Source organism: Seonamhaeicola sp. ML3, from assembly GCF_023273855.1.
GTDB lineage: Bacteria > Bacteroidota > Bacteroidia > Flavobacteriales > Flavobacteriaceae > Seonamhaeicola.
The window spans coordinates 3,016,834-3,038,705 of record NZ_CP096884.1 but is presented as its reverse complement, the minus strand read 5'-3'; the positions used below and the strand labels follow the sequence as shown (position 1 = coordinate 3,038,705).

General features: G+C 33.4%; 21 protein-coding genes. 12 read left to right on the top strand and 9 right to left on the bottom strand.

Annotated features, from left to right (window positions below):
• Positions 1–124: 124 nt before the first annotated feature.
• The 4 genes from M0214_RS13115 to M0214_RS13100 are packed head-to-tail and all read left to right on the top strand — an operon-like array spanning position 125 to position 5,575.
• Positions 125–409 (top strand): DUF4834 family protein, encoded by a 285-nt coding sequence (locus M0214_RS13115; protein ID WP_248723017.1) that lies wholly within the window; start codon positions 125–127, stop codon positions 407–409.
• A 30-nt stretch (positions 410–439) separates the two neighbouring features.
• A complete protein-coding gene (locus tag M0214_RS13110) occupies positions 440–2,848 on the top strand; it encodes a YfhO family protein (protein ID WP_248723016.1) in 2,409 nt (802 codons plus the stop codon).
• Entirely contained in the window at positions 2,841–4,118 is a 1,278-nt protein-coding gene (locus M0214_RS13105) for a glycosyltransferase family 4 protein (RefSeq protein ID WP_248723015.1), read from the top strand. Before M0214_RS13110 ends, M0214_RS13105 begins: the two co-directional genes overlap by 8 nt.
• A complete protein-coding gene (locus tag M0214_RS13100; RefSeq protein ID WP_248723014.1) occupies positions 4,118–5,575 on the top strand; it encodes a polysaccharide biosynthesis C-terminal domain-containing protein in 1,458 nt (485 codons plus the stop codon). Before M0214_RS13105 ends, M0214_RS13100 begins: the two co-directional genes overlap by 1 nt.
• An 83-nt stretch (positions 5,576–5,658) precedes the next feature.
• Here M0214_RS13100 and M0214_RS13095 read toward each other — a convergent pair whose 3' ends face one another.
• Positions 5,659–6,915 (bottom strand): hypothetical protein, encoded by a 1,257-nt coding sequence (locus tag M0214_RS13095; RefSeq protein ID WP_248723013.1) that lies wholly within the window; start codon positions 6,913–6,915, stop codon positions 5,659–5,661.
• 232 nt (positions 6,916–7,147) lie between these two features.
• On the opposite strand from M0214_RS13095, the gene M0214_RS13090 reads away from it, so the two are divergent.
• Complete coding sequence (locus M0214_RS13090; protein ID WP_248723012.1) at positions 7,148–8,224, top strand: DUF3667 domain-containing protein; 1,077 nt, start codon at positions 7,148–7,150, stop codon at positions 8,222–8,224.
• A 37-nt stretch (positions 8,225–8,261) separates the two neighbouring features.
• Here M0214_RS13090 and uvrA read toward each other — a convergent pair whose 3' ends face one another.
• The gene (gene uvrA, locus M0214_RS13085; protein ID WP_248723011.1) at positions 8,262–11,045 is read right to left on the bottom strand and encodes an excinuclease ABC subunit UvrA; all 2,784 of its coding nucleotides are present in this window, start codon (positions 11,043–11,045) and stop codon (positions 8,262–8,264) included.
• Positions 11,046–11,273: 228 nt separating this feature from the next.
• Between uvrA and M0214_RS13080 the strand changes: the two genes are divergently transcribed.
• Positions 11,274–11,858 carry an RNA polymerase sigma factor gene (locus M0214_RS13080; RefSeq protein ID WP_248723010.1) on the top strand — a complete coding sequence of 195 codons (585 nt, stop codon included), beginning with the start codon at positions 11,274–11,276 and terminating at the stop codon, positions 11,856–11,858.
• A 56-nt stretch (positions 11,859–11,914) separates the two neighbouring features.
• Positions 11,915–12,058 (top strand): hypothetical protein, encoded by a 144-nt coding sequence (locus tag M0214_RS13075; protein WP_248723009.1) that lies wholly within the window; start codon positions 11,915–11,917, stop codon positions 12,056–12,058.
• A 16-nt stretch (positions 12,059–12,074) separates the two neighbouring features.
• Here M0214_RS13075 and nth read toward each other — a convergent pair whose 3' ends face one another.
• Positions 12,075–12,734: an endonuclease III gene (gene nth / locus M0214_RS13070; RefSeq protein WP_248723008.1), complete on the bottom strand. Its 660-nt coding sequence runs from the start codon at positions 12,732–12,734 to the stop codon at positions 12,075–12,077.
• A gap of 36 nt (positions 12,735–12,770) precedes the next feature.
• Between nth and bcp the strand changes: the two genes are divergently transcribed.
• Positions 12,771–13,223, top strand: a complete 453-nt coding sequence (gene bcp, locus M0214_RS13065; protein ID WP_248723007.1) for a thioredoxin-dependent thiol peroxidase — start codon at positions 12,771–12,773, stop codon at positions 13,221–13,223.
• Positions 13,224–13,250: 27 nt separating this feature from the next.
• Here the strand turns inward: bcp and M0214_RS13060 are convergent, their stop codons facing one another.
• Positions 13,251–14,735, bottom strand: coding sequence for a TonB-dependent receptor (locus M0214_RS13060; protein WP_248723006.1), 1,485 nt, complete (start codon positions 14,733–14,735; stop codon positions 13,251–13,253).
• A gap of 93 nt (positions 14,736–14,828) precedes the next feature.
• On the opposite strand from M0214_RS13060, the gene M0214_RS13055 reads away from it, so the two are divergent.
• Together M0214_RS13055 and M0214_RS13050 are read left to right on the top strand one after the other, a co-directional pair.
• The gene (locus tag M0214_RS13055; protein WP_248723005.1) at positions 14,829–15,590 is read left to right on the top strand and encodes an MBL fold metallo-hydrolase; all 762 of its coding nucleotides are present in this window, start codon (positions 14,829–14,831) and stop codon (positions 15,588–15,590) included.
• A 1-nt stretch (position 15,591) separates the two neighbouring features.
• A complete protein-coding gene (locus tag M0214_RS13050) occupies positions 15,592–16,092 on the top strand; it encodes a hydrolase (protein WP_248723004.1) in 501 nt (166 codons plus the stop codon).
• Here M0214_RS13050 and M0214_RS13045 read toward each other — a convergent pair.
• Positions 16,089–16,460, bottom strand: a complete 372-nt coding sequence (locus M0214_RS13045) for a DNA topoisomerase IV (protein ID WP_248723003.1) — start codon at positions 16,458–16,460, stop codon at positions 16,089–16,091. The two genes, M0214_RS13050 and M0214_RS13045, sit on opposite strands and share 4 nt — an antisense overlap.
• A gap of 50 nt (positions 16,461–16,510) precedes the next feature.
• Complete coding sequence (locus M0214_RS13040) at positions 16,511–16,903, bottom strand: helix-turn-helix domain-containing protein (protein WP_248724966.1); 393 nt, start codon at positions 16,901–16,903, stop codon at positions 16,511–16,513.
• Positions 16,904–17,204: 301 nt separating this feature from the next.
• Here M0214_RS13040 and M0214_RS13035 point away from each other — a divergent pair, with 301 nt between their 5' ends.
• Entirely contained in the window at positions 17,205–18,353 is a 1,149-nt protein-coding gene (locus M0214_RS13035) for a M14 family zinc carboxypeptidase (protein WP_248723002.1), read from the top strand.
• Positions 18,354–18,423: 70 nt separating this feature from the next.
• Positions 18,424–18,903 carry an Lrp/AsnC family transcriptional regulator gene (locus tag M0214_RS13030; protein WP_248723001.1) on the top strand — a complete coding sequence of 160 codons (480 nt, stop codon included), beginning with the start codon at positions 18,424–18,426 and terminating at the stop codon, positions 18,901–18,903.
• A gap of 58 nt (positions 18,904–18,961) precedes the next feature.
• On the opposite strand, the gene M0214_RS13025 is transcribed toward M0214_RS13030, so the two are convergent.
• The 3 genes from M0214_RS13025 to M0214_RS13015 all read right to left on the bottom strand — a co-directional run bounded on the left by M0214_RS13025 (position 18,962) and on the right by M0214_RS13015 (position 21,810).
• Positions 18,962–19,366, bottom strand: a complete 405-nt coding sequence (locus tag M0214_RS13025; protein ID WP_248723000.1) for a hypothetical protein — start codon at positions 19,364–19,366, stop codon at positions 18,962–18,964.
• Positions 19,353–19,943 (bottom strand): archaeosortase/exosortase family protein, encoded by a 591-nt coding sequence (locus tag M0214_RS13020; protein WP_248722999.1) that lies wholly within the window; start codon positions 19,941–19,943, stop codon positions 19,353–19,355. The genes M0214_RS13025 and M0214_RS13020 overlap by 14 nt, the downstream gene beginning before the upstream one ends.
• A gap of 181 nt (positions 19,944–20,124) precedes the next feature.
• Positions 20,125–21,810 (bottom strand): carbamoyltransferase C-terminal domain-containing protein, encoded by a 1,686-nt coding sequence (locus M0214_RS13015; protein WP_248722998.1) that lies wholly within the window; start codon positions 21,808–21,810, stop codon positions 20,125–20,127.
• Positions 21,811–21,872 lie beyond the last annotated feature (62 nt).

Below are 21,872 nucleotides of genomic sequence, written 5' to 3'. Positions count from 1 at the left end.
AGGCGAACTCGTTTTTTAAAACGAGGCTATCAACTTAAAATCAAATATAGATATTTTATGCTTTTTTTATCGTTATTAAAGGATTTAAAAAGGATAGAATTGTACTTTTGTTAAAAAGATTTACATGCATCAATTTGCTTCAGTAACAGGTTTGGTAAGAACTATTCTGATTATTATTCTAATATACTTTGGTGTAAAGATTTTGGCGCGACTATTATCGCCATTTCTTGCAAAGTTCATTATTAAGAAAGCCGAACAGCGTTTTGGTCAACCTTTCGGGCAATATAAAAATACGACACAGGAGCAAGCCTCTAAGAAAGCGGGAGAAGTTACTATCGATAAAATTCCCAATAGAAAAGCATCTAATAAAGACGTGGGTGATTATGTTGATTTCGAAGAAATTGATTAATTTCACCTGCGTTGATTTTAAAGTAATTTCATGCAATTTTCTTTCAAAAGATTTTTACCCCACATACTAGTACTAGTTGGGTTTATTATAGCTTCTTTGGCTTATTTTAATCCGGTTTTACAAGGAAAAGCTATTTTTCAAAATGACATCAAGCAATACATTGGGATGTCTAAACAACAAAACGATTTTAGAGCTAAAACAGGAGAGGAAACCTACTGGACTAATAGTGCTTTCGGTGGAATGCCTACATATCAACTTGGCGCGCAATATCCACATAATTATATTAAGAAGTTAGACTTAGTACTTCGTTTTTTACCAAGGCCAGCCGATTACTTATTTCTCTACTTATTAAGTTTTTACATTTTGCTTTTGGTGCTAAAAGTAGATTTTAAGTTAGCTGCTATTGGAGCCTTGGCTTTTGGCTTTTCCACGTATTTAATTATAATCTTGGGAGTGGGACATAATAGTAAGGCGCACGCCATAGCTTATATGCCATTGGTTTTAAGCGGTATTCTGCTTACTTTTCAAAAGCGGTATGTCTATGGGTTTTTGTTGACAACCGTAGCTATGGGGCTGGAAATTGTATCCAATCACTTTCAGATGACGTATTACTTGTTGTTGTTGGTTGTCGTTTTGGGTATCGTTTATTTAATCGATGCAGTAAAAAAGAAAGCATTGCCGCATTATTTCAAGTCGGTAGGAATCTTAATTTTGGCCGTGGTCTTATCTGTGGGTTTAAACGCAACAGGAGTCATGGCTACCCAGGAGTATGTTAAGGAAAGTACACGTGGAAAAAGTGAATTAACTATTAATCCTGATGGTTCTCCTAAAGAAGTTACTTATGGTTTAGACAGGGACTATATTACTCAATTTAGTTATGGTAAATTGGAGACCTTTAACCTCTTTATCCCAAGGTTTATGGGAGGTGGGAATTTTGAGCATCTAGGTAAGGACTCCGCTATATATAAAAAATACAAATCTGAAGAAGGACCTACTTACTGGGGGCAACAGCCTATTGTTGAAGCGCCAGCTTATGTAGGTGCTGTGGTCTTGTTTCTATTTGTGCTTGGGTTATTTTTAGTAAAAGGCAGGCTGAAATGGTGGTTAGTTGGTGGCACTATTATGTCTCTTTTACTATCTTACGGAAAGAATTTAAGTTTTCTCACCGATTTCTTTATTGATTATGTGCCATTGTATAACAAATTTAGAGCTGTAAGTTCTATTCAAGTGATATTGGAATTGTGTGTTCCTGTATTAGCGGTCTTTGCTTTGGTAAGACTATTAAATGACTTTGGCAAAAAGGAAGAAAAATTAAAGGCATTAAAATATACAACGATAATTACTGCTGGTATAGCAGTTGTGTTTCTATTGTTTAAGAATTCATTATTCAGTTTTTCTGGAGCTAACGATGGGTATTACATCCAGAGCTACGGACAGGATTTTATAAACACAGTTAAAGAAGATAGGAAATCGATTTTCACAGCAGATACTTTAAGGACTTTAATGCTAGTCATACTAGCTTCTGTTACTGTTTATGCCTTTTTAAAGGGTAAATTAAAAGAGAAATGGGTAGCACTTACATTTGGTGTTTTAATCTTATTCGATTTAGTTGGGGTGGATAGGCGTTATGTTAATAATGATGATTTTGTGTCTGTCATAAAGGTAAATAAACCTTTTGCGATGAATGAAGCCGACAAGGAAATCCTTAAAGATAAAAGTCATTTTAGGGTATTCGATATCTCTAATGAAGGGCTTCAAAATAGAACAAAGGCATCTTATTTTCATAATTCTTTAAACGGATATAATGCAGCTGAACTAAAACGGTACAGGGAAGTTTTTGATTTTTATGTTGCTAAGAACAACATGAATGTCTTAAACATGCTAAACACAAAGTATATTATTGCCGATACCAAAGAAGGCGTAGTGTCCTATTTTAACGACCAAGCCAATGGCAATGCTTGGTTTGTAAAAAAGTTAAAACCTGTGGATTCTGCCAATGATGAAATTCTTATGCTAGATAGCTTAGATAATAAGAATGTTGCAATTTTTGCCCGTAAAACGGAACTGCTTAAAAAAGAAAAAGGAAAATCTTTCGAATTAGATTCATTAGCCTCGATTATACTTAAAGAAGCAAAACCTAACTATTTAAAATACGAATCAAGCAACGACAATGATGGTTTTGCGGTTTTCTCTGAAATCTATTATGGTAATGGATGGAAAACTTTCATAAACGGTGAGCCGACTACCCACATGCGAGTAAATTATACGTTAAGGGGTATGGATATTCCAAAAGGAAGCCATATAATTGAGTTTAAGTTTGATCCAGATGTTGTAAAAACAGGAAGTGGCATTGCATTAGGCAGTTCTGTTTTGCTAGTGTTGTTGCTCTTCGGTGGGTTGTTTTATGAGTTGAAAAAAAACACAAGCAAGAGTGAGTAAAAAGGTACTCATAATCACCTATTATTGGCCTCCTGCAGGAGGTCCTGGTGTTCAACGCTGGTTAAAGTTTGTAAAGTATTTACCAGATTATGGTATTGAACCCATTGTTTTCGTTCCAGAGAATCCCAACTATGCTCTAGTCGACGAAAGTCTTGTAAACAAAATTCCTAACGGTACAAAAGTTTTAAGGTTTCCTATTAAAGAACCTTATAAGTTGGCAAGATTCTTTTCTAGAAAAAATAGTAACACTATAGCAAAAGGTGTTATTTCTGAACAAAAAAATCAGAGTTTGTCAGAAAGGATTATGTTGTTTGTTAGAGGGAATTTTTTTATTCCAGATGCTAGAAAAAATTGGGTTAAGCCATCAGTTGAATTTTTAAGCGATTATATTTCAAATGAAAGCATTGAAACAATAATAACAACTGGACCGCCACATAGTTTACACCTCATAGGGATGCAAATTAAGCAACGGTTGAATATAAAGTGGATTGCAGATTTCAGGGACCCATGGACAACTATAGGTTACCACAAAAAATTAAAACTAACCAAACGGTCTCAACGAAAGCACCTTTTTCTTGAAAAAAGCGTATTGAACTCTGCCGATCAAATTGTAGCGACAAGTTTTACTACTAAATCTGAATTTTCTAAATTAACTATTAAACCCATTAGTGTTATAACTAACGGTTATGATTACGAAAAAATAGAACCCGTTGATTTAGATAAGAAGTTTTCAATTGCTCACATTGGGTCTTTGTTATCAGGAAGAAACCCTGAAAATTTATGGAAAGTGTTTGCGGATTTGGTAAGTGAATATCCTAATTTCGCCAAAGATTTTCAATTGAATTTCGTGGGTACTACAAGTGGTGAGGTTCTAAACTCGATAAAATCTTTAGGTTTAAGTAATTATGTTAATAATATAGGTTATATTTCACATTATGAATCTGTTATATTTCAAAGAAAGTCTCAAGTATTATTACTTGTTGAGATAGATTCCAAAGACACTAAAAGCATAATTCCTGGAAAATTATTTGAATACATGATATCACATAGGCCTATCATTGCATTGGGCCCCAAAGATTCTGATGTTGAAAAGATAATTAGTGAAACCAACACTGGGAATTACTTTTATTATAACGAATATGGTTTATTGAAAGACTCTATCTTAAGTCATTATAAGGCTTACAAAAACAACACTCTAAAAACTTATCCTGTAGGTTTACAAAAATACAGTAGAAAGAAATTAACCGAATCTTTATCCAGGCTATTATAATGGGCATTGTAGCTTCACAGTCGATAAAAAATGTAGCCTCTACTTATCTAGGCTTTTTAATTGGTGCGATTAACACATTGTTCTTGTATACAAAGTTTATGTCTGGAGAATACTATGGCATGGTTGGTTATATGCTTTCAGTTGCTCATGTCATGATGCCATTAATGGCATTTGGCGTTCACAACACATTGGTGAAATTCTATTCTTCATTTAAAACAAGGGTTTCTGTGAATAGTTTTTTGACTTTAATGATTCTCTTGCCAATGCTTATTGTTTTACCAGTGAGTTTTATTGGGTATTTGTCTCATGAAACAATTGGACAAATATTATCAAGTAAAAACGATTTAATTGAAGGTTATATATGGCATATTATAGTCGTGGCTATTGCGCTGGCATATTTTGAAGTCTTTTTTGCTTGGGCTAAAGTCCAAATGAAAACGGTTTTTGGCAATTTAATGAAAGAGGTCTTTCATAGAGTAGGAGCTTTAGTCCTTTTAGTCCTGCTTTACTACGAAGTGATTAATATTGAGCAATTTATGACAGGTTTGGTCTGTGTGTATATTCTTAGAATGCTAATCATGCAACTATTCGCTTTTAGTATTAAACTCCCTGTAATTACTTTCAAGAAAATATCTGGTTTAAATAAAATTTTAAAATACAGTGCTTTAATTATGGTTGCTGGATCTGTAGCCAGTATTTTATTGGATATAGATAAATTCATGCTAGGGCAGTTGTTGATTGATTTAGAAAATATCGCCTTTTATAACGTTGCTGTTTACATTGCAACGGTTATTGTAGTGCCGCAAAGGTCGATGCATCAAATACTAATGCCGTTATCAGCAAAGTTTTTAAATGAAAGTGATTTCGATGCTTTAGAAGAATTGTACAAAAAAAGTTCTCTTAATTTATTGATTGTTAGCGGTTTGATTTTTCTGCTTATAGTTTCAAATATCAATCAATTTTACTACCTCATAGATGATAAGTATAGTGCAGGGGTGTATGTGGTTATCTTAATAAGCACGGCAAAACTCTACGATTCTATTTTAGGGAGTAATAATGCTATTTTATTTAATAGTGATTACTACAGGGTTATTTTAGCTTTTGGAGTGGCGCTTGTAGTAGTAATGATTATGTTAAATATTTTTCTAATTCCTGTTTTGGGAATCAACGGGGCGGCTCTAGGTACTTTTTTAGCTATTGTACTTTACAATTCAATAAAGTTATTTTTTGTTTACAGGTATTTCAGGATATTACCTTTTTCAACAAACAGTTTAAAAGTAGGAATACTGATTTTAACAATGTCGTTTCTTTTCTATTTCTGGGATTTTTCTTTTCAGCCGATAATTAACATAGGCTTAAAGACTGTCGTGATTTGTATTGCTTACTTCTTAATAGTATACAGGTTTAATTTATCTGTTGATATTTCTTCAGTAATAAATAGATATATTAAGAGATAAATAGTGCTAAAGAGAAAACCCCGCGATGTTGCTTTGAGGCATACATATCGCAGGGCTTTCCAACTAACCAACCAAAAAAATCATTAACGTCTTCTGGGTAAAGACCTTGTATTGTTGCCAGAGGAACCTCTACTTTGAGTTGCTCCAGAGTTACTTTTGTTTTGAGATCTGCTTACAGAGTTTCGTGAAGTACTATTTCTATTCTGTGAGGTACTCGATCTGGAATACCTTTGGTTAGAATTAGATTGCCTGTTAGAAACCTGTGGCGTTCTTCTTTTTGAATTATTGTTACTACTATAATTACGAGAATTATTGTTGTTTGGCCTATTCACCTTTTCAGTATAGTTTCGTTCCCTTTTAACAGTATTAGAATATCTATTGTTGTTAGCGGGAGTTCTACTGTTAGCCGAAATATCTTCTCTAGACCTCCTATTATCAGCAATTCTCACTCTTTCTGTGCTCCTAGGTTGAGAATATGTGTTGTTTGTTCTATTGGTAGCATATCTTCTAGTGGTTTCAGTATTAGAAGACCTGCTATTTCTATTGATATTGGCATTGCGATTCGAAGATGTAATTCTCTCAGAACGCACTCTGGCTAAATCTCTCCTAGGATTTGAGTTTCTGTTAATTCTAGTAACATTTCTTGTACTTCTATTAACAGTAGCATACTTTCTATTTCTTACAACAGTGTGTCCTCGTCTGCTTGCAACAGCAGTAATTGGTCTGTAGTTGTTATAGAAAGGTCTATTGTAGATATATCTGACTGGGTTGTAAAACCTTCTGTATGGTCTATTGTATACAACACAATAATCTAAAGCAGGTAATATGTAGTATCTATGCCATGGTCTATAAACGTATCGTCTGTTATAAAAATTAATAAATCCTGTACAATGCGAGAATGTGTTAAACCTGTTATAGTGCACGTATAGTCCACCAATACGGGATATGTTTCCAAAACCATTATAGTTTATGTTTACGTTTCCAGCTTGCACAATACGACCATAATAATCATAATAAATAGGTGTGTTCTCAATTTGAATAATAGCACCAAACTCGTCATATTGAACAAAAGCATTGTAGTTGAAACCAGAATTAAAACTAATATTAGCATTTCGGGAACCTAAAGACACATTGAAACGTGAATTTCTTCCAAGAATATTAAAATCGAATTGCCCATCTGGAAAAACTGAAAACTCAATACCGTTCTCTACAAAAATGAAATTATTGCCATAACCTCCAAAAAATGCAGATGTATTTAATGTATTAGAATTGGCGGTTGATGCGAAAATAGTCGAGCTGAAAAAAAACAAGCTAGCTATCATATATAGTAAATTTCTCATAATCGTAGCGTTTAAATGTTAATACATTATGTAGTAACCAAACAGTGTGCCAAAAAAAATACAGGCTGATAATTAAGGTGGGGTTGCTGTTTAAAATTTATAGGTTTATGGCGGTTTTTGATTTGATGGTAGTGTTAGAGTTGTTTTTTTGGTTTAAGTCAATAACAATCCGCAATTTTCAATATGTTATCTAGTAAAACTTTGTTATTTTTAGAGTTAACTAAATCAGCCTATGGGAGATACGCTTGAAACCTGTAAAAATTGTGGAGAAGAATTTGAAAAGGATTTTAAATTTTGTCCGCATTGTGGCCAGCAGGTTAGGGATAAACTAACAGTTGGTGTATTGTTTTATAACACAATAAGTAACTATTTTTCTTTTGATGCTAAATTTTTCAAGAGCTTTATTCCATTAATGACTAGGCCGGGCTATCTGGCCAAGACGTTTATTGAAGGCAAACGCTTATTGTATCTTCATCCTGCTCAGTTGTATCTTTTTGTGTCGGTGGTTTTCTTTTTTTTGTTATCTGTATTGGTTGTAAAAGATAAAGTGCAAAACTTAGATAAGTCTTTAAAGGAAGCTACGGCAAGACCTCTTTTAAATGATAGTTTAGAAGTTCAGGCAGAAAGAGTGATGGATTCTATTAAGATTGATAGTATTTTAAAGCCTCTGGAAGAGAAAGGGGTTGAAGGGTTGAGTCAAGTAGAGTCTAAGGTTTTAGATTCTCTGGTTAAAAACCGTGTTAAAAAAGACATAAGCTCACAATCTATTTTTGGGTACAATTCAAAAAAAATAGACTCGTTAATAGATGCGGGAACTCCAGATGATGAAGTGTATAGAGCAATGGGCATGAAAGATGATGCTGGAGTATTAACCAGAAAGTTTTATGCTCAAGCTCTTAAGTTAAAAAAGAAGAATAGTGGTGAGGGTATTTTACAATATGTATATGATGCTATACCCATTTCCTTGTTCATATTGCTACCCATATTTGCGCTCATTTTAAAATTGTTTTTTTACAGTAAAGGCGCTTATGCACATCATTTGGTGTTTAGCTTTTACTTTTTCTCCTTTCTTTTCATGGCATTCAGCTTGCTTATGATAATAAATTATTTTTTCAACCTGCCTGGGACGTTAGATTTCTTAATCATTATGTCTACCTTCTTTTACTTGTTTATTGCCATTCGCAAGTTTTACATGAGCAGCTGGTTTGGTGGTTTAATTAAAACAGGCGTTATAACATTTATTTATTTGAGTTTTGTTGTGCCTGTAGCCTTTGTTATTTTACTATTCGTAGGTATCCTGTTTTATTAAACGCAAATCCTTAAGTGAAGTAAAGCTGAATCTGAGGTTATGTTAGTTTTTCAGCTAAATATTTCCCCGTAACAGATTTGGTGTTTTTGCTGATGTCTTCAGGAGTACCATAAGCCACTACATTTCCACCGTTTTCACCGCCATCAGGACCTAAGTCGATTATATGGTCTGCACATTTTATAAGCTCTAAGTTGTGTTCTACAACTATTATGGAATGACCTTTATCAATAAGGGCATTGAATGATTTTAGAAGTTTATGAATATCGTGAAAATGAAGGCCAGTTGTAGGTTCATCAAAAATGAAAAGTGTATTATCGGAATTTTGTCCCTTCCCTAAAAAAGAAGCTAGCTTAATGCGCTGGGCTTCCCCGCCAGAAAGAGTTGAGGAGCTTTGCCCTAATGTAACATACCCTAAGCCTACATCCTGTAAAGGTTGAAGTTTCTTTTTTATTTTGGGCTGGTTATTAGCCTCAAAAAATGTGATAGCATCATCTATTGTAAGGCTTAGAATATCATAAATGTTTTTATCAGCAAAGGTGACCTCAAGCACTTCTTTTTTAAACCGCTTACCCTTACAAGTTTCACATTCCAGATGAACATCAGCCATGAATTGCATTTCAATTGTAACCTCACCTTCACCTTTACAAGTCTCACAGCGACCTCCGTCAACATTGAACGAAAAATGTTTGGCTTGATAGTTTCGTATTTTGCTAAGTTTTTGATTTGCAAATAACGACCTTATATCATCGTAAGCTTTAATGTAAGTTACTGGATTGGACCTAGATGACCTTCCTATAGGATTTTGGTCAACAAATTCTATAGATTTAATATTATTAAAGTTACCTTCAAGAGCAGTAAATTGTCCTGGTCTATCACTAAAATCGGTTAATTTTTTTTGTAATGCAGGGAACAAGATTTTTTTCACTAATGTGCTTTTTCCACTTCCAGAAACACCAGTTACTACCGTTAGCATTCCTAATGGAAAGGTAACATCTATATTTTTGAGATTGTTTTCTCTAGCTCCAACAACATTAACATGATACTTTGTTGTTCTTCTTGTTTTTGGGACTTCTATTTGTAAAACTTCGCTTAAATATTTTGAAGTTAATGAGTTAGATTCTAAAATATCCTTGTAAGTGCCATTGGCCACTACATTACCACCGTAAGTTCCCGCTTCTGGGCCAATATCTATAATATTATCAGCAGCTTTCATAATGTCTTCATCATGTTCAACTACAATTACAGTGTTTCCTAGGTTACGCAATGAATTTAAAACAGAAACCAATCTTTCGGTATCCTTAGGGTGTAAGCCAATACTTGGTTCGTCTAAGATATACATAGACCCCACAAGACTACTCCCTAAAGAGGTCGCTAGATTAATCCTTTGACTTTCTCCGCCAGACAAGCTATTGGATTTTCTGTTTAGTGTTAAGTAGTCCAGCCCAACATTCGATAAAAATGTAAGTCTATTGTTTATTTCTTTAAGTAGTCTAGAGGCAATCTTTTCATCATGTTTACTAAGTTTCAAATCAGAGAAGAAGCTAAGTAGATTTTTTATTGGCATTTCTACTAAATCTGTAATCGTTACATCTCCAATTTTAACATAATCAGCTTCTTTTCTTAACCGTTTACCATTACATGCTTTACATTTAGTCTTACCGCGATAGCGTGAGAGCATAACACGATTTTGAATTTTGTAAGCTTTAGATTCTAACTCAGCAAAAAAGCTGTTGAGACCTTCAAAATATTGATTACCATCCCAAATAAGTTGTTTCTGTTCTTCGCTTAGTTCAAAATAAGGCTTGTGAATTGGGAAATTAAATTTATGAGAATTGTTTACCAGCTGATCTTTGTACCAGCTCATGCTTTCTCCTCGCCATGGAAAAATAGCATTTTCATATACAGACAATCCTGTATCTGGAATGACCAAATCTTCGTCAATTCCTATAATATCTCCATAACCCTCACATTTCGGACATGCACCATAGGGATTATTGAAACTGAAAAGGTGTACATTGGGCTCTAAAAACGTTATACCATCCAACTCAAATTTATTGCTGAACACACGTTTGGTTTCATTTTTTAGTGCTTCGACTATACAAGTTCCTTTGCCTTCATAAAAAGCCGTTTGAATAGCATCAGCCAAACGGTTAAGGAAATCTTCGTCGTTTTTCAAGACTATCCTGTCAACAACAAGCTCAATTTGGTCTTTGTCAGAAACTTGAGCTTCGTCTATACGTACTACTTTATTGTTTTGTTTTATCCTTGCATAACCTTGCTGTTGTAGGGCTTTAAGTTTGTTTTCAATAGTTCTGTTTTCCTCCAGTTCCACAGGGGCTAAAAGTAGCAGACGCTCACCTTCATCAAAAGTTTTTATGTAATTAATAACATCACTTACAGTCTCTTTTTTTACCTGCTCTCCAGAAATAGGAGAGAAGGTTTTACCGATTCTGGCAAAAAGTAACTTTAAATAATCATATATCTCTGTCGATGTTCCAACCGTAGAACGGGGATTGGTTGAATTTACTTTTTGCTCTATGGCTATGGCAGGCGCTATGCCCTTTATGTAATCTACTTTAGGTTTGTTTAGGCGTCCCAAAAATTGTCTAGCGTAGCTAGAAAGACTTTCTACATACCTTCGCTGGCCTTCTGCATAAAGCGTGTCAAACGCTAAACTAGATTTTCCTGATCCGGACAGCCCGGTAATTACCACCAGTTTATTTCTTGGTATTACAACATCAATATTGTTAAGATTGTGCAATTTAGCACCCTTAATAATAATGTTTTCTTTAGGGTTTACTTCAGAAATATTAGGTTTCATAGGCTTTTTTAGAGTATAATCTAACAAAGATACTACAAGTATTTTAACTTAGAAAGCATCGATGAAAAGCATTATTTATGAAAAAAACACATCGATTTTTGTGTTTTAGGAATGATTGTTGTTATATTTGGACTACAAACAAAATTATTGCCTATAGCGAAACATTACTTTTAAATAGATTAACCCCAAGCAATGAAGCCCTCTCTTCTTGCATTAAAAGTAATGATTATGCAAAAAAAAATTATCCCAGACGCTACCCTTGTTAGTAATTACATTAAAGGAGATGAATTTGCCTTAGAGACTTTAATATACAGGCATAAACAGAAGATTTACAGCTTTGTATACTCTAAAGTATACGATAGAGATGTTGCCGAAGATATTTTTCAAGATACATTTATAAAAGTAATAAGAACCTTAAAAGCTGGTTCGTACAACGAAGAAGGTAAGTTTTTGCCATGGGTGATGCGGATTGCTCATAATTTGGTGATTGATTATTTCAGAAAGAACAGTAGGATGCCAAAGTTTGACAATGCTGGTGAGTTTAGTATCTTCTCAGTTTTAAGCGATTCTACATTAAATGCTGAAAAATCTATTATAAAAAACCAGGTAGAAAGTGATTTGAGGCGTTTAGTTGATGAACTTCCAACAGACCAAAAAGAAGTACTTTTGATGCGTATGTACAAAGACATGAGCTTCAAGGAAATTTCAGAAAGAACAGGGGTTAGTATCAATACAGCTCTGGGCAGAATGAGATATGCACTAATAAATTTACGCAAAATAATAGACAAGCATAATATAGTTCTAATTAACTAATACAATAAACCAAATTTTGTCACGTTATCATTTGAGTAAACCTTAAATTGATTTAAATGGCAAAACTTTACACTGAAAAACATTTTAAAAAAAATGAACTTGAACCGAAAGAAGAAACGGTCAGATTTCTTTTAGATTATTCAAAAGCTTTAAGTGTTGTAAATTGTAATAACGAGAAGCTGGAAATGCTTCTTAATTAAACAAAAAAGCCCTTTATTAGGGCTTTTTTGTTTTGTTGTATTCTTTTATTACTGACTTTCTACCTATAGTTTTGGTAATAATATCCTTATCTAGGTTCCAGCCTCTTGCTGGAGAATATTCCCTGCCATACCATATTATTTGTAGGTGCAAATCATTCCACAATTCTTTTGGGAATAATCGTTTAGCGTCTTTTTCGGTTTGAGTTATGTTTTTACCATTGCTCAAGTTCCATCTGTACATTAGTCTATGTATGTGAGTGTCTACGGGGAACGCGGGAACCCCAAAAGCTTGCGACATTACAACACTAGCTGTTTTATGGCCTACAGCAGGTAAGGCTTCAAGAGCTTCAAAACTTTGTGGTACTTCACCGTTGTGTTTTTCTATTAAGATTTCAGATAAACCATGTATACCTTTACTTTTCATAGGGGATAGGCCAACTGGTTTTATGATTTCCCTTATTTCACTAATACTTAATTTTACCATATCATAAGGGTTGTCTGCCTTTTCAAAAAGCAAAGGTGTGATTTGATTAACTCTAACATCGGTACTCTGTGCTGACATTAAAACGGCAATAAGCAGCGTGTAGGGGTCTTTGTGGTCTAACGGAATAGGAATCTCGGGGTAAAGATCGTTTAAAGTGTTAATTACAAAATTTACGCTTTCTTGTTTGGTCATTAGGTTTTATTTTTGCTAAAAACAAAGTTATAAAATATGATTACATTAAAAGTAGGTGATAAAGCACCAGATTTTACTTCGGTAGATCAAGATGGTAATACAATTTCGTTGAGTGATTATAAAGGTAAAAAGCTAGTTTTATTTTTTTACCCCAAGGCTAGTACGCCCGGATGCACATTAGAGGCATGTAATTTAAGCGATAATTATGAACGATTTTTGGCTCAAGGATACGATGTCCTGGGAGTTAGTGCAGATAGTCAAAAAAAACAGGCTAATTTTAAAAACAAATACGAGTTTCCTTATCCGTTGTTAGCAGATGAAGATAAGTCCGTTATCAATGCCTATGGTGTTTGGGGTGAAAAAAAGTTTATGGGCAAGGTTTATGATGGCATTCACAGAACCACATTTATTATAGATGAGCATGGTGTTCTTGAGGATATTATTACCAAGGTAAAAACCAAAGCACATACCGATCAAATTCTAAAATAAAAAAAAGCCTTTAAAAGGCTTTTTTTGTTATTTTTTGTTTGCAGCTCTGCGTTTAATAGTGAGTGGTTTAAGGGGTTTTCTGGTATATCCAAATAAACGATAATCCTTTATGAGGTCTGCTGTACCTTCAGGTAACATCCGTTCCCATCCGGGTTCACCTTTGTCAATCATACTAAGAGCTTCCCTGGAAAAGATATTCATAATAGTTTCGTCATAGTCTTTAATATCTACGACTTTCCCATTGTACTTAAAGAACTTATAAAGCTCCTTCATTCTTGGGTATACTTTCAAGTTTTCACTAGTAATGAGTTCACCGGTTTTTGGGTCGAACATAGGGTAGAGGTATACTTTTAAATCTTTGAAGAATAATTTTCCGAAAGCCTCTAAGATTCCACCACTTATGTGTCGATAGTATTTCTCATCAAAAATATCTACTAAGTTGCTCACGCCCATGGCTAAGCCCATCCTAGCCTTGGTGTAATTTGAGAAATACTCAACAACTTTATAGTATTCTTTAAAATTTGAAATCATTACAGAATGCCCCAAAGCACAGAGCAAATCAGCTCGGTCTATAAAATCTTGTTCATCTATTTCGCCTTCGGCTCGTAAATTTGATAAGGTTATCTCGAAAACGGTAACCGTATTGTTTTTTTGAACCTTTTTCTCGTTAGTAAACATTTCATACGATTTCTCATACATTGCCATATTAACCTTAGTAACAGGCCTAAAACTTCCGCGAAGCGTTAGTATATTTTTTTTGTAAAAAATCCTGGCAGGTAGGACATTAGTGCCGTCAGGTCCAAAAACAACGGCATCGGTCATACCATTCTTCACTAGCTGTAAGCTCATCAATCGATTATCAACATTTTTAAACACCGGCCCCGAAAAATTTACGGTATCAATTTCAAGTTGATCTTTGTCTAAATGGTCGTAAAGGTATTTTAAGAGTTTCTTTGGTTGATGATAATGGTAAAAAGCACCATAAATTAAATTGGTTCCAAGTGTTCCCAAGGTTTCTTGTTGTAGTCTAGCATCTGTCTCCTTAAACCTTAAGTGCAATATTATCTCGTTGTATTCCTCTTGTTCTGCTTCTACTTGGTATCTTATGCCTACCCAGCCATGCCCTTTAAATTGTTTGGCAAAATCTATTGTAGCTACAGTGTTAGCATATGTAAAAAATATTTTATCTGGATTTTTATCTCTAGTAATGCGTTTTTCCATGAGGCTCATTTCATGAGAAAGCATCTTTCTTAACCTAGACTCGGTTACATACCTACCATCCTCCTCAGAACCATATATGGCATCACTAAAAGCTTTATCGTAAGCAGACATGGCCTTGGCGATTGTTCCAGAAGCACCACCGGCCCTAAAAAACTGTCTACAAGTTTCTTGACCTGCTCCAATCTCAGCAAAAGTTCCGTAAATATTTTGATTTAAATTTATGCGTAGAGCTTTCGATTTTATTGAGGGGATATCATCGAATTCTCTATCTCCTTTTATCCTTATTTCCATATCATTTATAGGTTGTATGCGTTACTCACAAAGGTATTAAATAACTATAGCAAACAAAAAAATAACACTATTTTTGTGATAAACATAACACTTTTGAAAGTTACTTTTTTAGGTACCGGAACTTCACAGGGCATCCCAATTATTGGAAGCAAGCATCCAGTTTGTTTAAGTGAAAACCCAAAAGATAAAAGGCTTAGGGTTTCTGTTTTGGTGGAGTTTGATAATTATGTTTACGTTATTGATTGTGGACCTGATTTTAGGCAACAAATGCTCAGGGCTAATTGTGAGAAAATTGACGGTATTTTGCTTACTCATGAACATGCCGATCACGTTATGGGCTTAGACGATATAAGGCCTTTTTATTTTAGGCAAGGTGATATTCCTATTTACGGACATAAACGTGTACTTAAATCTCTTAAAAAAAGATTCGATTATATTTTTAAAACCAAGAACAAGTATCCTGGGGCTCCCGGAGTTATTTTGCATAGAATAAAAAATAAACCCTTTGCATTACCGGGTATTGAGGTAGAACCTGTAAACGGAAAACACGGATCTCTCCAGGTGTTCGGATTTAAGTTTGGCGATTTCGCCTATTTAACAGATATGAAAACGGTTAAGAAAAAAGAGGTTGAAAAAATAAAAGGTATAAAGGTGTTGGTTGTTAACGCTTTGCGAGATAAAGCACACCATTCACATTTCAACCTAGAAGAGGCGTTGGATTTTATTAAGGAAGTAAGTCCGAAAAGAGCATATTTAACCCATATTAGCCATATGTTAGGGTTTCATGATGAAGTTGAGAGCAAGTTGCCGGAGAATGTTTTTTTGGCTTATGATGAATTACAAATAACTATTTGATATGAAGCAAAAAATTTTCATGTATCTGTTTGTGTTTGCGGTGCTTTTGGTGCTGTTTCAATACGTTAATTCAAAACGTATTTTTGAAGATTTGAACACTAAGATTGAAAAAAGAGATAATCGAATTAAAAAACACGAGGATTCGTTAGAGGTTTTGAATAATGCTGTTTTAGATGCTTCACATTTTAATTTAGAAAGGAATGAAGATGCGCTCAGTTATTTTGAAAACGACGGCCACGTAATAAGCGAGTTGATTCCTTTTGTAAAGGATAAACTCTATGAAACAAACGAGTCTAAGGGTGAGCACCCTATTGTGCCTTATAGTTCTAGTGAGGGCAGAAAAATGATGATAAATACAGTAAAGCTGCTGAATCATAAATGGATTATCGCCGATTTCTCGGATGGTGAATATTGGGGGGAAATCTTTTTAACCTACGAAATTACTAAGGACATGCAAGTTCATTTCAATTTAGTAGAGTCTTTTTTATATCCGTTTGATTAGTCGTTTAACCTATAAGCAATTCCTTGTTGCTTTTTAATTTCACCCACGTAAGAGTACTCGAACGTATAAGAACTGTCTGTTGTGGTTAATATTTTGAGATGAATGTCTTTTTCATCGGCCATACTTTTCGGGTTTATGGTTTTAAAGATAACCTCACAATCGTTTATCCAGCGTACATTTGAGGAATCAACTTTGTTATTATAAATCTCAACTTGTAAAGCATCAGTTCGCGTAAACTTGGAGGTATAAAGCTTTTCACCGATGCTAACTTCACTATAAAATGTGCCGGTTTTGAAACTTTTACAATTTCGTTCTGAGTTATAACAGCTAAGGAAGAGCAATGGAATGATGAAGTAATAAAAGCGCATGAATTCTAAGTTTAAATAAAATGTGTTGCAAATTTAAATAAAGAAAAGAATCAATTTTCAAAATTCTCAAAACTTCCGTCTGAATAAAAAATCACTATCCGCTCAATAGCTTTATTCTCATTAGCGCGAATATCTATAGTCTTTAAATTGGTCTCAAGGGGAGGTCTTTCGGTTATTGTTTTTGAGGATTTGTTTTCTAAGGGTAATTCTTTTTGAGAAGAAGGGAAGTTACCCTTGCCATTTAATAACCAATAAAGTTCTACTTCGGGGAAAGAAGAAAGTACCTTTAAAACAAACTCCAGGCTAGGTTTATTTCTACCAGATAGAATGTGAGATATACTAGAGCGTTGAACACCAATTTTTTCCGCAAAAGAAGAGGAGGACTCACCATAATATTCCATGACTTTTTTTAATCTTTTAGAGAAATCCATAGTGTTTATCATTGTAAACATGTTTTTTATTTAATCTATTACAAATGTATAAAATTATACGTCATTAAGTTTACAAATCTATAGTTAAACAGTTAAAATAATTAAACTTAAACTTTACATTTTTAAACTTAATTAATTGATATATATGAAAATAATTAATCTTTGCACAACTACGTTTTTATTTACCTGCATTTAGCGTTTTTAGTTTACTAAGTCTACTATAAACGTATACAATTGTAATCAAAACTATTCAATTCTACTGTTTACAAATGTAAAATAGTAATTGTTTACATTTGTATCCAAAATCTAATAAATGCAAAAGGAGTACATTAAATCACTCTATATAAAACACAAAGAAGAATCTCTTTATGGGCGCTATATTACTAATCAAAATATAGAACCTTTGCTTAAGGATTTAGGAGATAAATTTGAAGTTGAGATTATAGGTAAATCGGTTTTGAGAAAACCAATTTACGGTGTTAAAGTCGGAACCGGCAATAAACGAATTTTAATGTGGTCGCAAATGCATGGCAATGAATCTACCACTACGAAAGCACTATTCGATTTATTTAATTCTTTCAAAAGTGACAATGATTCCATTAATTCAATTTTAAAGAACTGCACCTTATATGTCATTCCCATTTTAAATCCAGATGGAGCCCATGCATATACTAGGGTTAATGCCAATGAAGTTGATTTAAACAGGGATGCACAAAATTTAACACAACCAGAAAGCAATGTGTTACGTAACGTGTTTAATCGTTTTAAGCCCAACTATTGCTATAATTTACATGGACAGCGAACTATTTTTAGTGCAGGCAAAGCCAATAAATCGGCTACTGTATCATTTCTTTCTCCAGCACAAGATAAAGTATGTACTATTACTCCAAATAGAAGGGTTGCTATGGAGATAATTGGAGTTATGAATAAAGCTCTTCAAGACGTTATTCCAAATCAGGTAGGTGTTTATGACGATGCTTTTAATATAAATTGTGTTGGTGATACGTTTCAAAGTGAAAATATACCAACTATTCTCTTCGAAGCTGGTCATTATGATTCTGACTACCAAAGAGAATTTACCAGAGAGCTCATATACATGTCCTATTTAATATCTTTAAATTATATTTCAGTTACCGATGTAGACGGGTCTCTTTATGAGCCATATTTTCAAATTCCAGAAAATGAAAAGCTTTTTTTAGATATAATTATAAGAAATGTATCAGGTTATGGAGATGAATTAGTAGATATTGGTATACAATACAAAGAAATTTTAAAAGCAGGTAAGCTCTTGTTTGTGCCTTTTATAGAAAAGATTGAAAAGTTAAGTGATTTTTTTGCTCATAAAGAGATTGATGCAAAAGGAGTAAAAGTGTTAGGGGCAAACAATGAAAAGTTAACAATTGGTAACGAAAACGTTTTAATAGTATTAAAAAATGAAATAATCGCATTAAATATAAAATAAAACGCATTTTAAATGCGTAATTATTAATAAAAATGTGTTATTTTTGCTTTTTATCTAAGAATAATTAATTATGGGGAAAATTAAACTAGACGAAATCGACCACCAAATTCTTGATATGTTGATAGATAACACAAGAATTCCTTTTACAGATATAGCAAAAAAATTACTGATATCAGCAGGTACGGTACATGTACGTGTTAAAAAAATGGAGGAATCTGGAATAATAAAGGGTTCTTCTTTAATGTTAGATTACAAAAAGCTAGGGTATTCCTTTATAGCTTATGTTGGTGTTTATCTAAACAATACCTCTCAAACTAAGTTTGTATTAGAGCGCATTAATGAGATTCCTTATGTTACAGTTGCACACATTACCACAGGTAAGTTCAACATTTTTTGTAAAATTAGGGCTAGAAGCACAGAGCATGCTAAAGAGGTGATATTCTTACTGGATGATATAGAAGGTGTTTACAGAACTGAAACTATGATTTCGTTAGAAGAAAGCATAAACGATAAAAAACGATTAATGCATTCCATATTTAATGACATGTAAATAAAAAACTAAATACAATAAAACCTACACAAAAAAGCTCCAAATTAAGGAGTTTTTTTTATTTATCTCTGTTATTGAGACTTCTATTTAATAAGCCCATCCCAACATATAAAACAGGAGAGATTAAAAATTCTTGTACGGATCCAGCAAACAATAACGTTCCCAGAGAGATATCAGCAATTAAATAATCATACAGTCCTATAGCACTTATTATACATAAGCCAGAAATATGAATAAAGTGCCATAAATAGGACATCCACTCATCTTTTAATTTGCCAAGGTGATAATACCCTATTAGATAAATAGCAACAGTAAATAAAAATTTTATGAAATACTCTAAAAATCTGCTTAAAGTTTTGATGTGTTCATTTTCTTCAACATAAATATAATAAGTAGAATAGAAGATTATTATAAGTATGAGACCTGATATGAAACGTACCCTGTCTGATTTATATATTCTCATTTTTGAAACTAATTTTTCTGGAAAAAACAACCCATAATATGAACGTAGCAGTATAAGTAACTGCATTGAACAAATAGCGATGAGCAAATTGAAAATAAACATGGTAATACTCTCTCAAGTAAATGAGTCCTGTACATCTCAAAATATTAATCATATCCAGTATTAATATACCAACAACAATGTAGAGCAACTTTCTAAGAAAACTAGAGGGCATACAAATAATAAAACCAATATATAGTACCATCAGCTCAAGTCCATTACATGCATTTGCTATGTGTAAAACCATTCGGTCATTATGGTATATTGCTGATGATTCTTCATTTACAACATTCCCGTTTATATTGTATACATCGGTCACTCTTTTTGTTGTATATCCTTCTAAATCACCAAGTTGGTTTATTAAGAATACAGAAGCCTCCCCAACATGAGTTGTTAAAGGATGGTCTAAATATTTAGAATTGTAAAGAAAAAGACTGTATATCAATTTCCAAGCTATAAAGAGAATGAAAGCCTTTCCTAAAAAAAGTTTTATATTCTTAGGAACTTTGGCTATAACAGATTTGAGGTTATTTATCACAGCGGTTAAGTTTGATGGATTAAAAGTAGTTTTCTACTTAGTAAGTTTAGTTTTTTTTCGACTAATTAAACATTATTCTTGCTAAACTGATAAAATAAGAACTATTTACTTCTAGGTAGTAAGATAAATTGAATAAAATACGTTTTACGAATTTTAGTTATGAACATATTAAACACATATTTTATTTTTCAATGACATGGTTGCCTATTACTAAAGCATCTAAACCAGTTGAAAAAAAGCATCTTAAAGCATCTTTTGGAGATTCTACTACAGGCTCACCTTGTATATTAAAACTAGTATTCAAAACTACGGGGACCCCTGTTTTTTCTCCAAGTTTGCTTATAACCTCATAATACATAGGATGTGATTGTTTGCTCACCGTCTGCAGTCTGGCACTTCCATCTACGTGAGTAACTGCCGGTATAAGTTTTCTTTTATCCTTCTTAACTTGGCATACTTTTAACATGAATGGTGCCTCTACCTGTAAATCAAAATAATCTTGGTATGATTCAACTAGTGCAGAAGGCGCAAAAGGCCTATACGATTCTCTGAACTTGACTTCTGCATTTATTTTATCTTTCATATCAGGAAATGCAGGGTTCGCCAATATGCTTCGACTACCTAAAGCTCTGGGGCCAATCTCCATTTTTCCTTGAAACCAGCCTATAATTTTTCCTTGTGCAAGTAGAGAAGAGGCTTTTTCGCAAACATCTTCATAATAATCTGATTTTAACTTAGCAGACTTAATAATTTTTTCTATTTCTTCGTTTCCATATTCCGTTCCGGTATATGGATTATCATGTACAAATTTTCTTTGCTTTTTGAAAATACCATTATAAAGATAATATGCAGCTCCAATTGCTGTACCATTATCACCTGCTGCGGGCATTACATATACATCTTTAAAAGGTGTTTCTCTTATTATCCTTCCATTCATAACACTGTTCAATGAAACACCTCCAGAAATCACTAAATAATCAGCTTTTGTTTTTTTATGAAGATACATGCATATTTCTATTACTCGGTCCTCTAATATAGTTTGAAATGCCGCCGCAGTGTCGTAGTGGTTAGTTTGGAATTTATCTTCTGGATTTCTTGGTTTTCCAAATGCATCTAGAAACTTTGAAGAGTAAAGATCTTTAATAAGGTACTGATAGTTGAAATAAGATAAATCAACTTTTAACTCCCCATTTCTATTGACTTTTACAATTTTATCTACTTTGTCTCTATAAACTTCAGGATTACCCATTGGCGCTAATCCCATGGTCTTGCCTTCATCATAATTTGGTTTAAACCCACAAAATTGTGTGACAGTTTCATAAAATGACCCTAAGGAATTTGGGAAGAAGCTCTCACTTAACTTTTTAATTTCCAAACCGCTACCAAACCCCAACCAAGTAGTTGCCCATTCACCAGAACCATCTATTCCCAAAAGTGCTGCTTCCTTATATGGGGAAACGAAAAAAGTCCCACAAACATGAGTTAAATGGTGTTGTATAAAGTGGATTTTTGGACCATCAACTCCTTTGAAAACTTTATTATACCACAACTTTAATCTTCTTTGTTTAGCATAAGCGTTTACAACATGGTGTCCAAAGAAAGGTAAAAAGCTTTTAGGGGTTTTGATTATGTAAACCATTTTTTTTAGCCAATGCGATGTTGGTTTTATAGAAACCGCTATATGGTCTATATCTCCAAAACCGAGGTTAGCCGTATCCAAACATCTTTTTATTGCTAATTCTGGAAATTGCTGTGTATGTTTATCTCTATTTAATCGTTCTTCTTCTATTGCGGAAATTAATATCCCATCTTTAACTATACATGCTGTAGAATCATGAAAGTAATAATTTAAGCCTAAAATAACCATAATACCCTTTATTTTAATGAGTTAAATAGTTTGTTTTTAAAATATAAGAATCAAAAGATTAT

Coding starts and splice junctions, on each gene's coding strand:
- uvrA (WP_248723011.1), bottom strand. CDS start 11,045: ATGAAACCTAATATTTCTGAAGTAAACCCTAAAGAAAACATTATTATT.
- M0214_RS13075 (WP_248723009.1), top strand. CDS start 11,915: ATGGCAAAACTTTACACTGAAAAACATTTTAAAAAAAATGAACTTGAA.
- M0214_RS13015 (WP_248722998.1), bottom strand. CDS start 21,810: ATGGTTATTTTAGGCTTAAATTATTACTTTCATGATTCTACAGCATGT.
- M0214_RS13035 (WP_248723002.1), top strand. CDS start 17,205: ATGCAAAAGGAGTACATTAAATCACTCTATATAAAACACAAAGAAGAA.
- M0214_RS13025 (WP_248723000.1), bottom strand. CDS start 19,366: ATGAGAATATATAAATCAGACAGGGTACGTTTCATATCAGGTCTCATA.
- M0214_RS13045 (WP_248723003.1), bottom strand. CDS start 16,460: ATGCGCTTTTATTACTTCATCATTCCATTGCTCTTCCTTAGCTGTTAT.
- M0214_RS13080 (WP_248723010.1), top strand. CDS start 11,274: ATGCAAAAAAAAATTATCCCAGACGCTACCCTTGTTAGTAATTACATT.
- M0214_RS13095 (WP_248723013.1), bottom strand. CDS start 6,915: ATGAGAAATTTACTATATATGATAGCTAGCTTGTTTTTTTTCAGCTCG.
- M0214_RS13110 (WP_248723016.1), top strand. CDS start 440: ATGCAATTTTCTTTCAAAAGATTTTTACCCCACATACTAGTACTAGTT.
- M0214_RS13050 (WP_248723004.1), top strand. CDS start 15,592: ATGAAGCAAAAAATTTTCATGTATCTGTTTGTGTTTGCGGTGCTTTTG.
- M0214_RS13040 (WP_248724966.1), bottom strand. CDS start 16,903: ATGATAAACACTATGGATTTCTCTAAAAGATTAAAAAAAGTCATGGAA.
- nth (WP_248723008.1), bottom strand. CDS start 12,734: ATGACCAAACAAGAAAGCGTAAATTTTGTAATTAACACTTTAAACGAT.
- M0214_RS13090 (WP_248723012.1), top strand. CDS start 7,148: ATGGGAGATACGCTTGAAACCTGTAAAAATTGTGGAGAAGAATTTGAA.
- M0214_RS13100 (WP_248723014.1), top strand. CDS start 4,118: ATGGGCATTGTAGCTTCACAGTCGATAAAAAATGTAGCCTCTACTTAT.
- M0214_RS13060 (WP_248723006.1), bottom strand. CDS start 14,735: ATGGAAATAAGGATAAAAGGAGATAGAGAATTCGATGATATCCCCTCA.
- M0214_RS13030 (WP_248723001.1), top strand. CDS start 18,424: ATGGGGAAAATTAAACTAGACGAAATCGACCACCAAATTCTTGATATG.
- M0214_RS13115 (WP_248723017.1), top strand. CDS start 125: ATGCATCAATTTGCTTCAGTAACAGGTTTGGTAAGAACTATTCTGATT.
- bcp (WP_248723007.1), top strand. CDS start 12,771: ATGATTACATTAAAAGTAGGTGATAAAGCACCAGATTTTACTTCGGTA.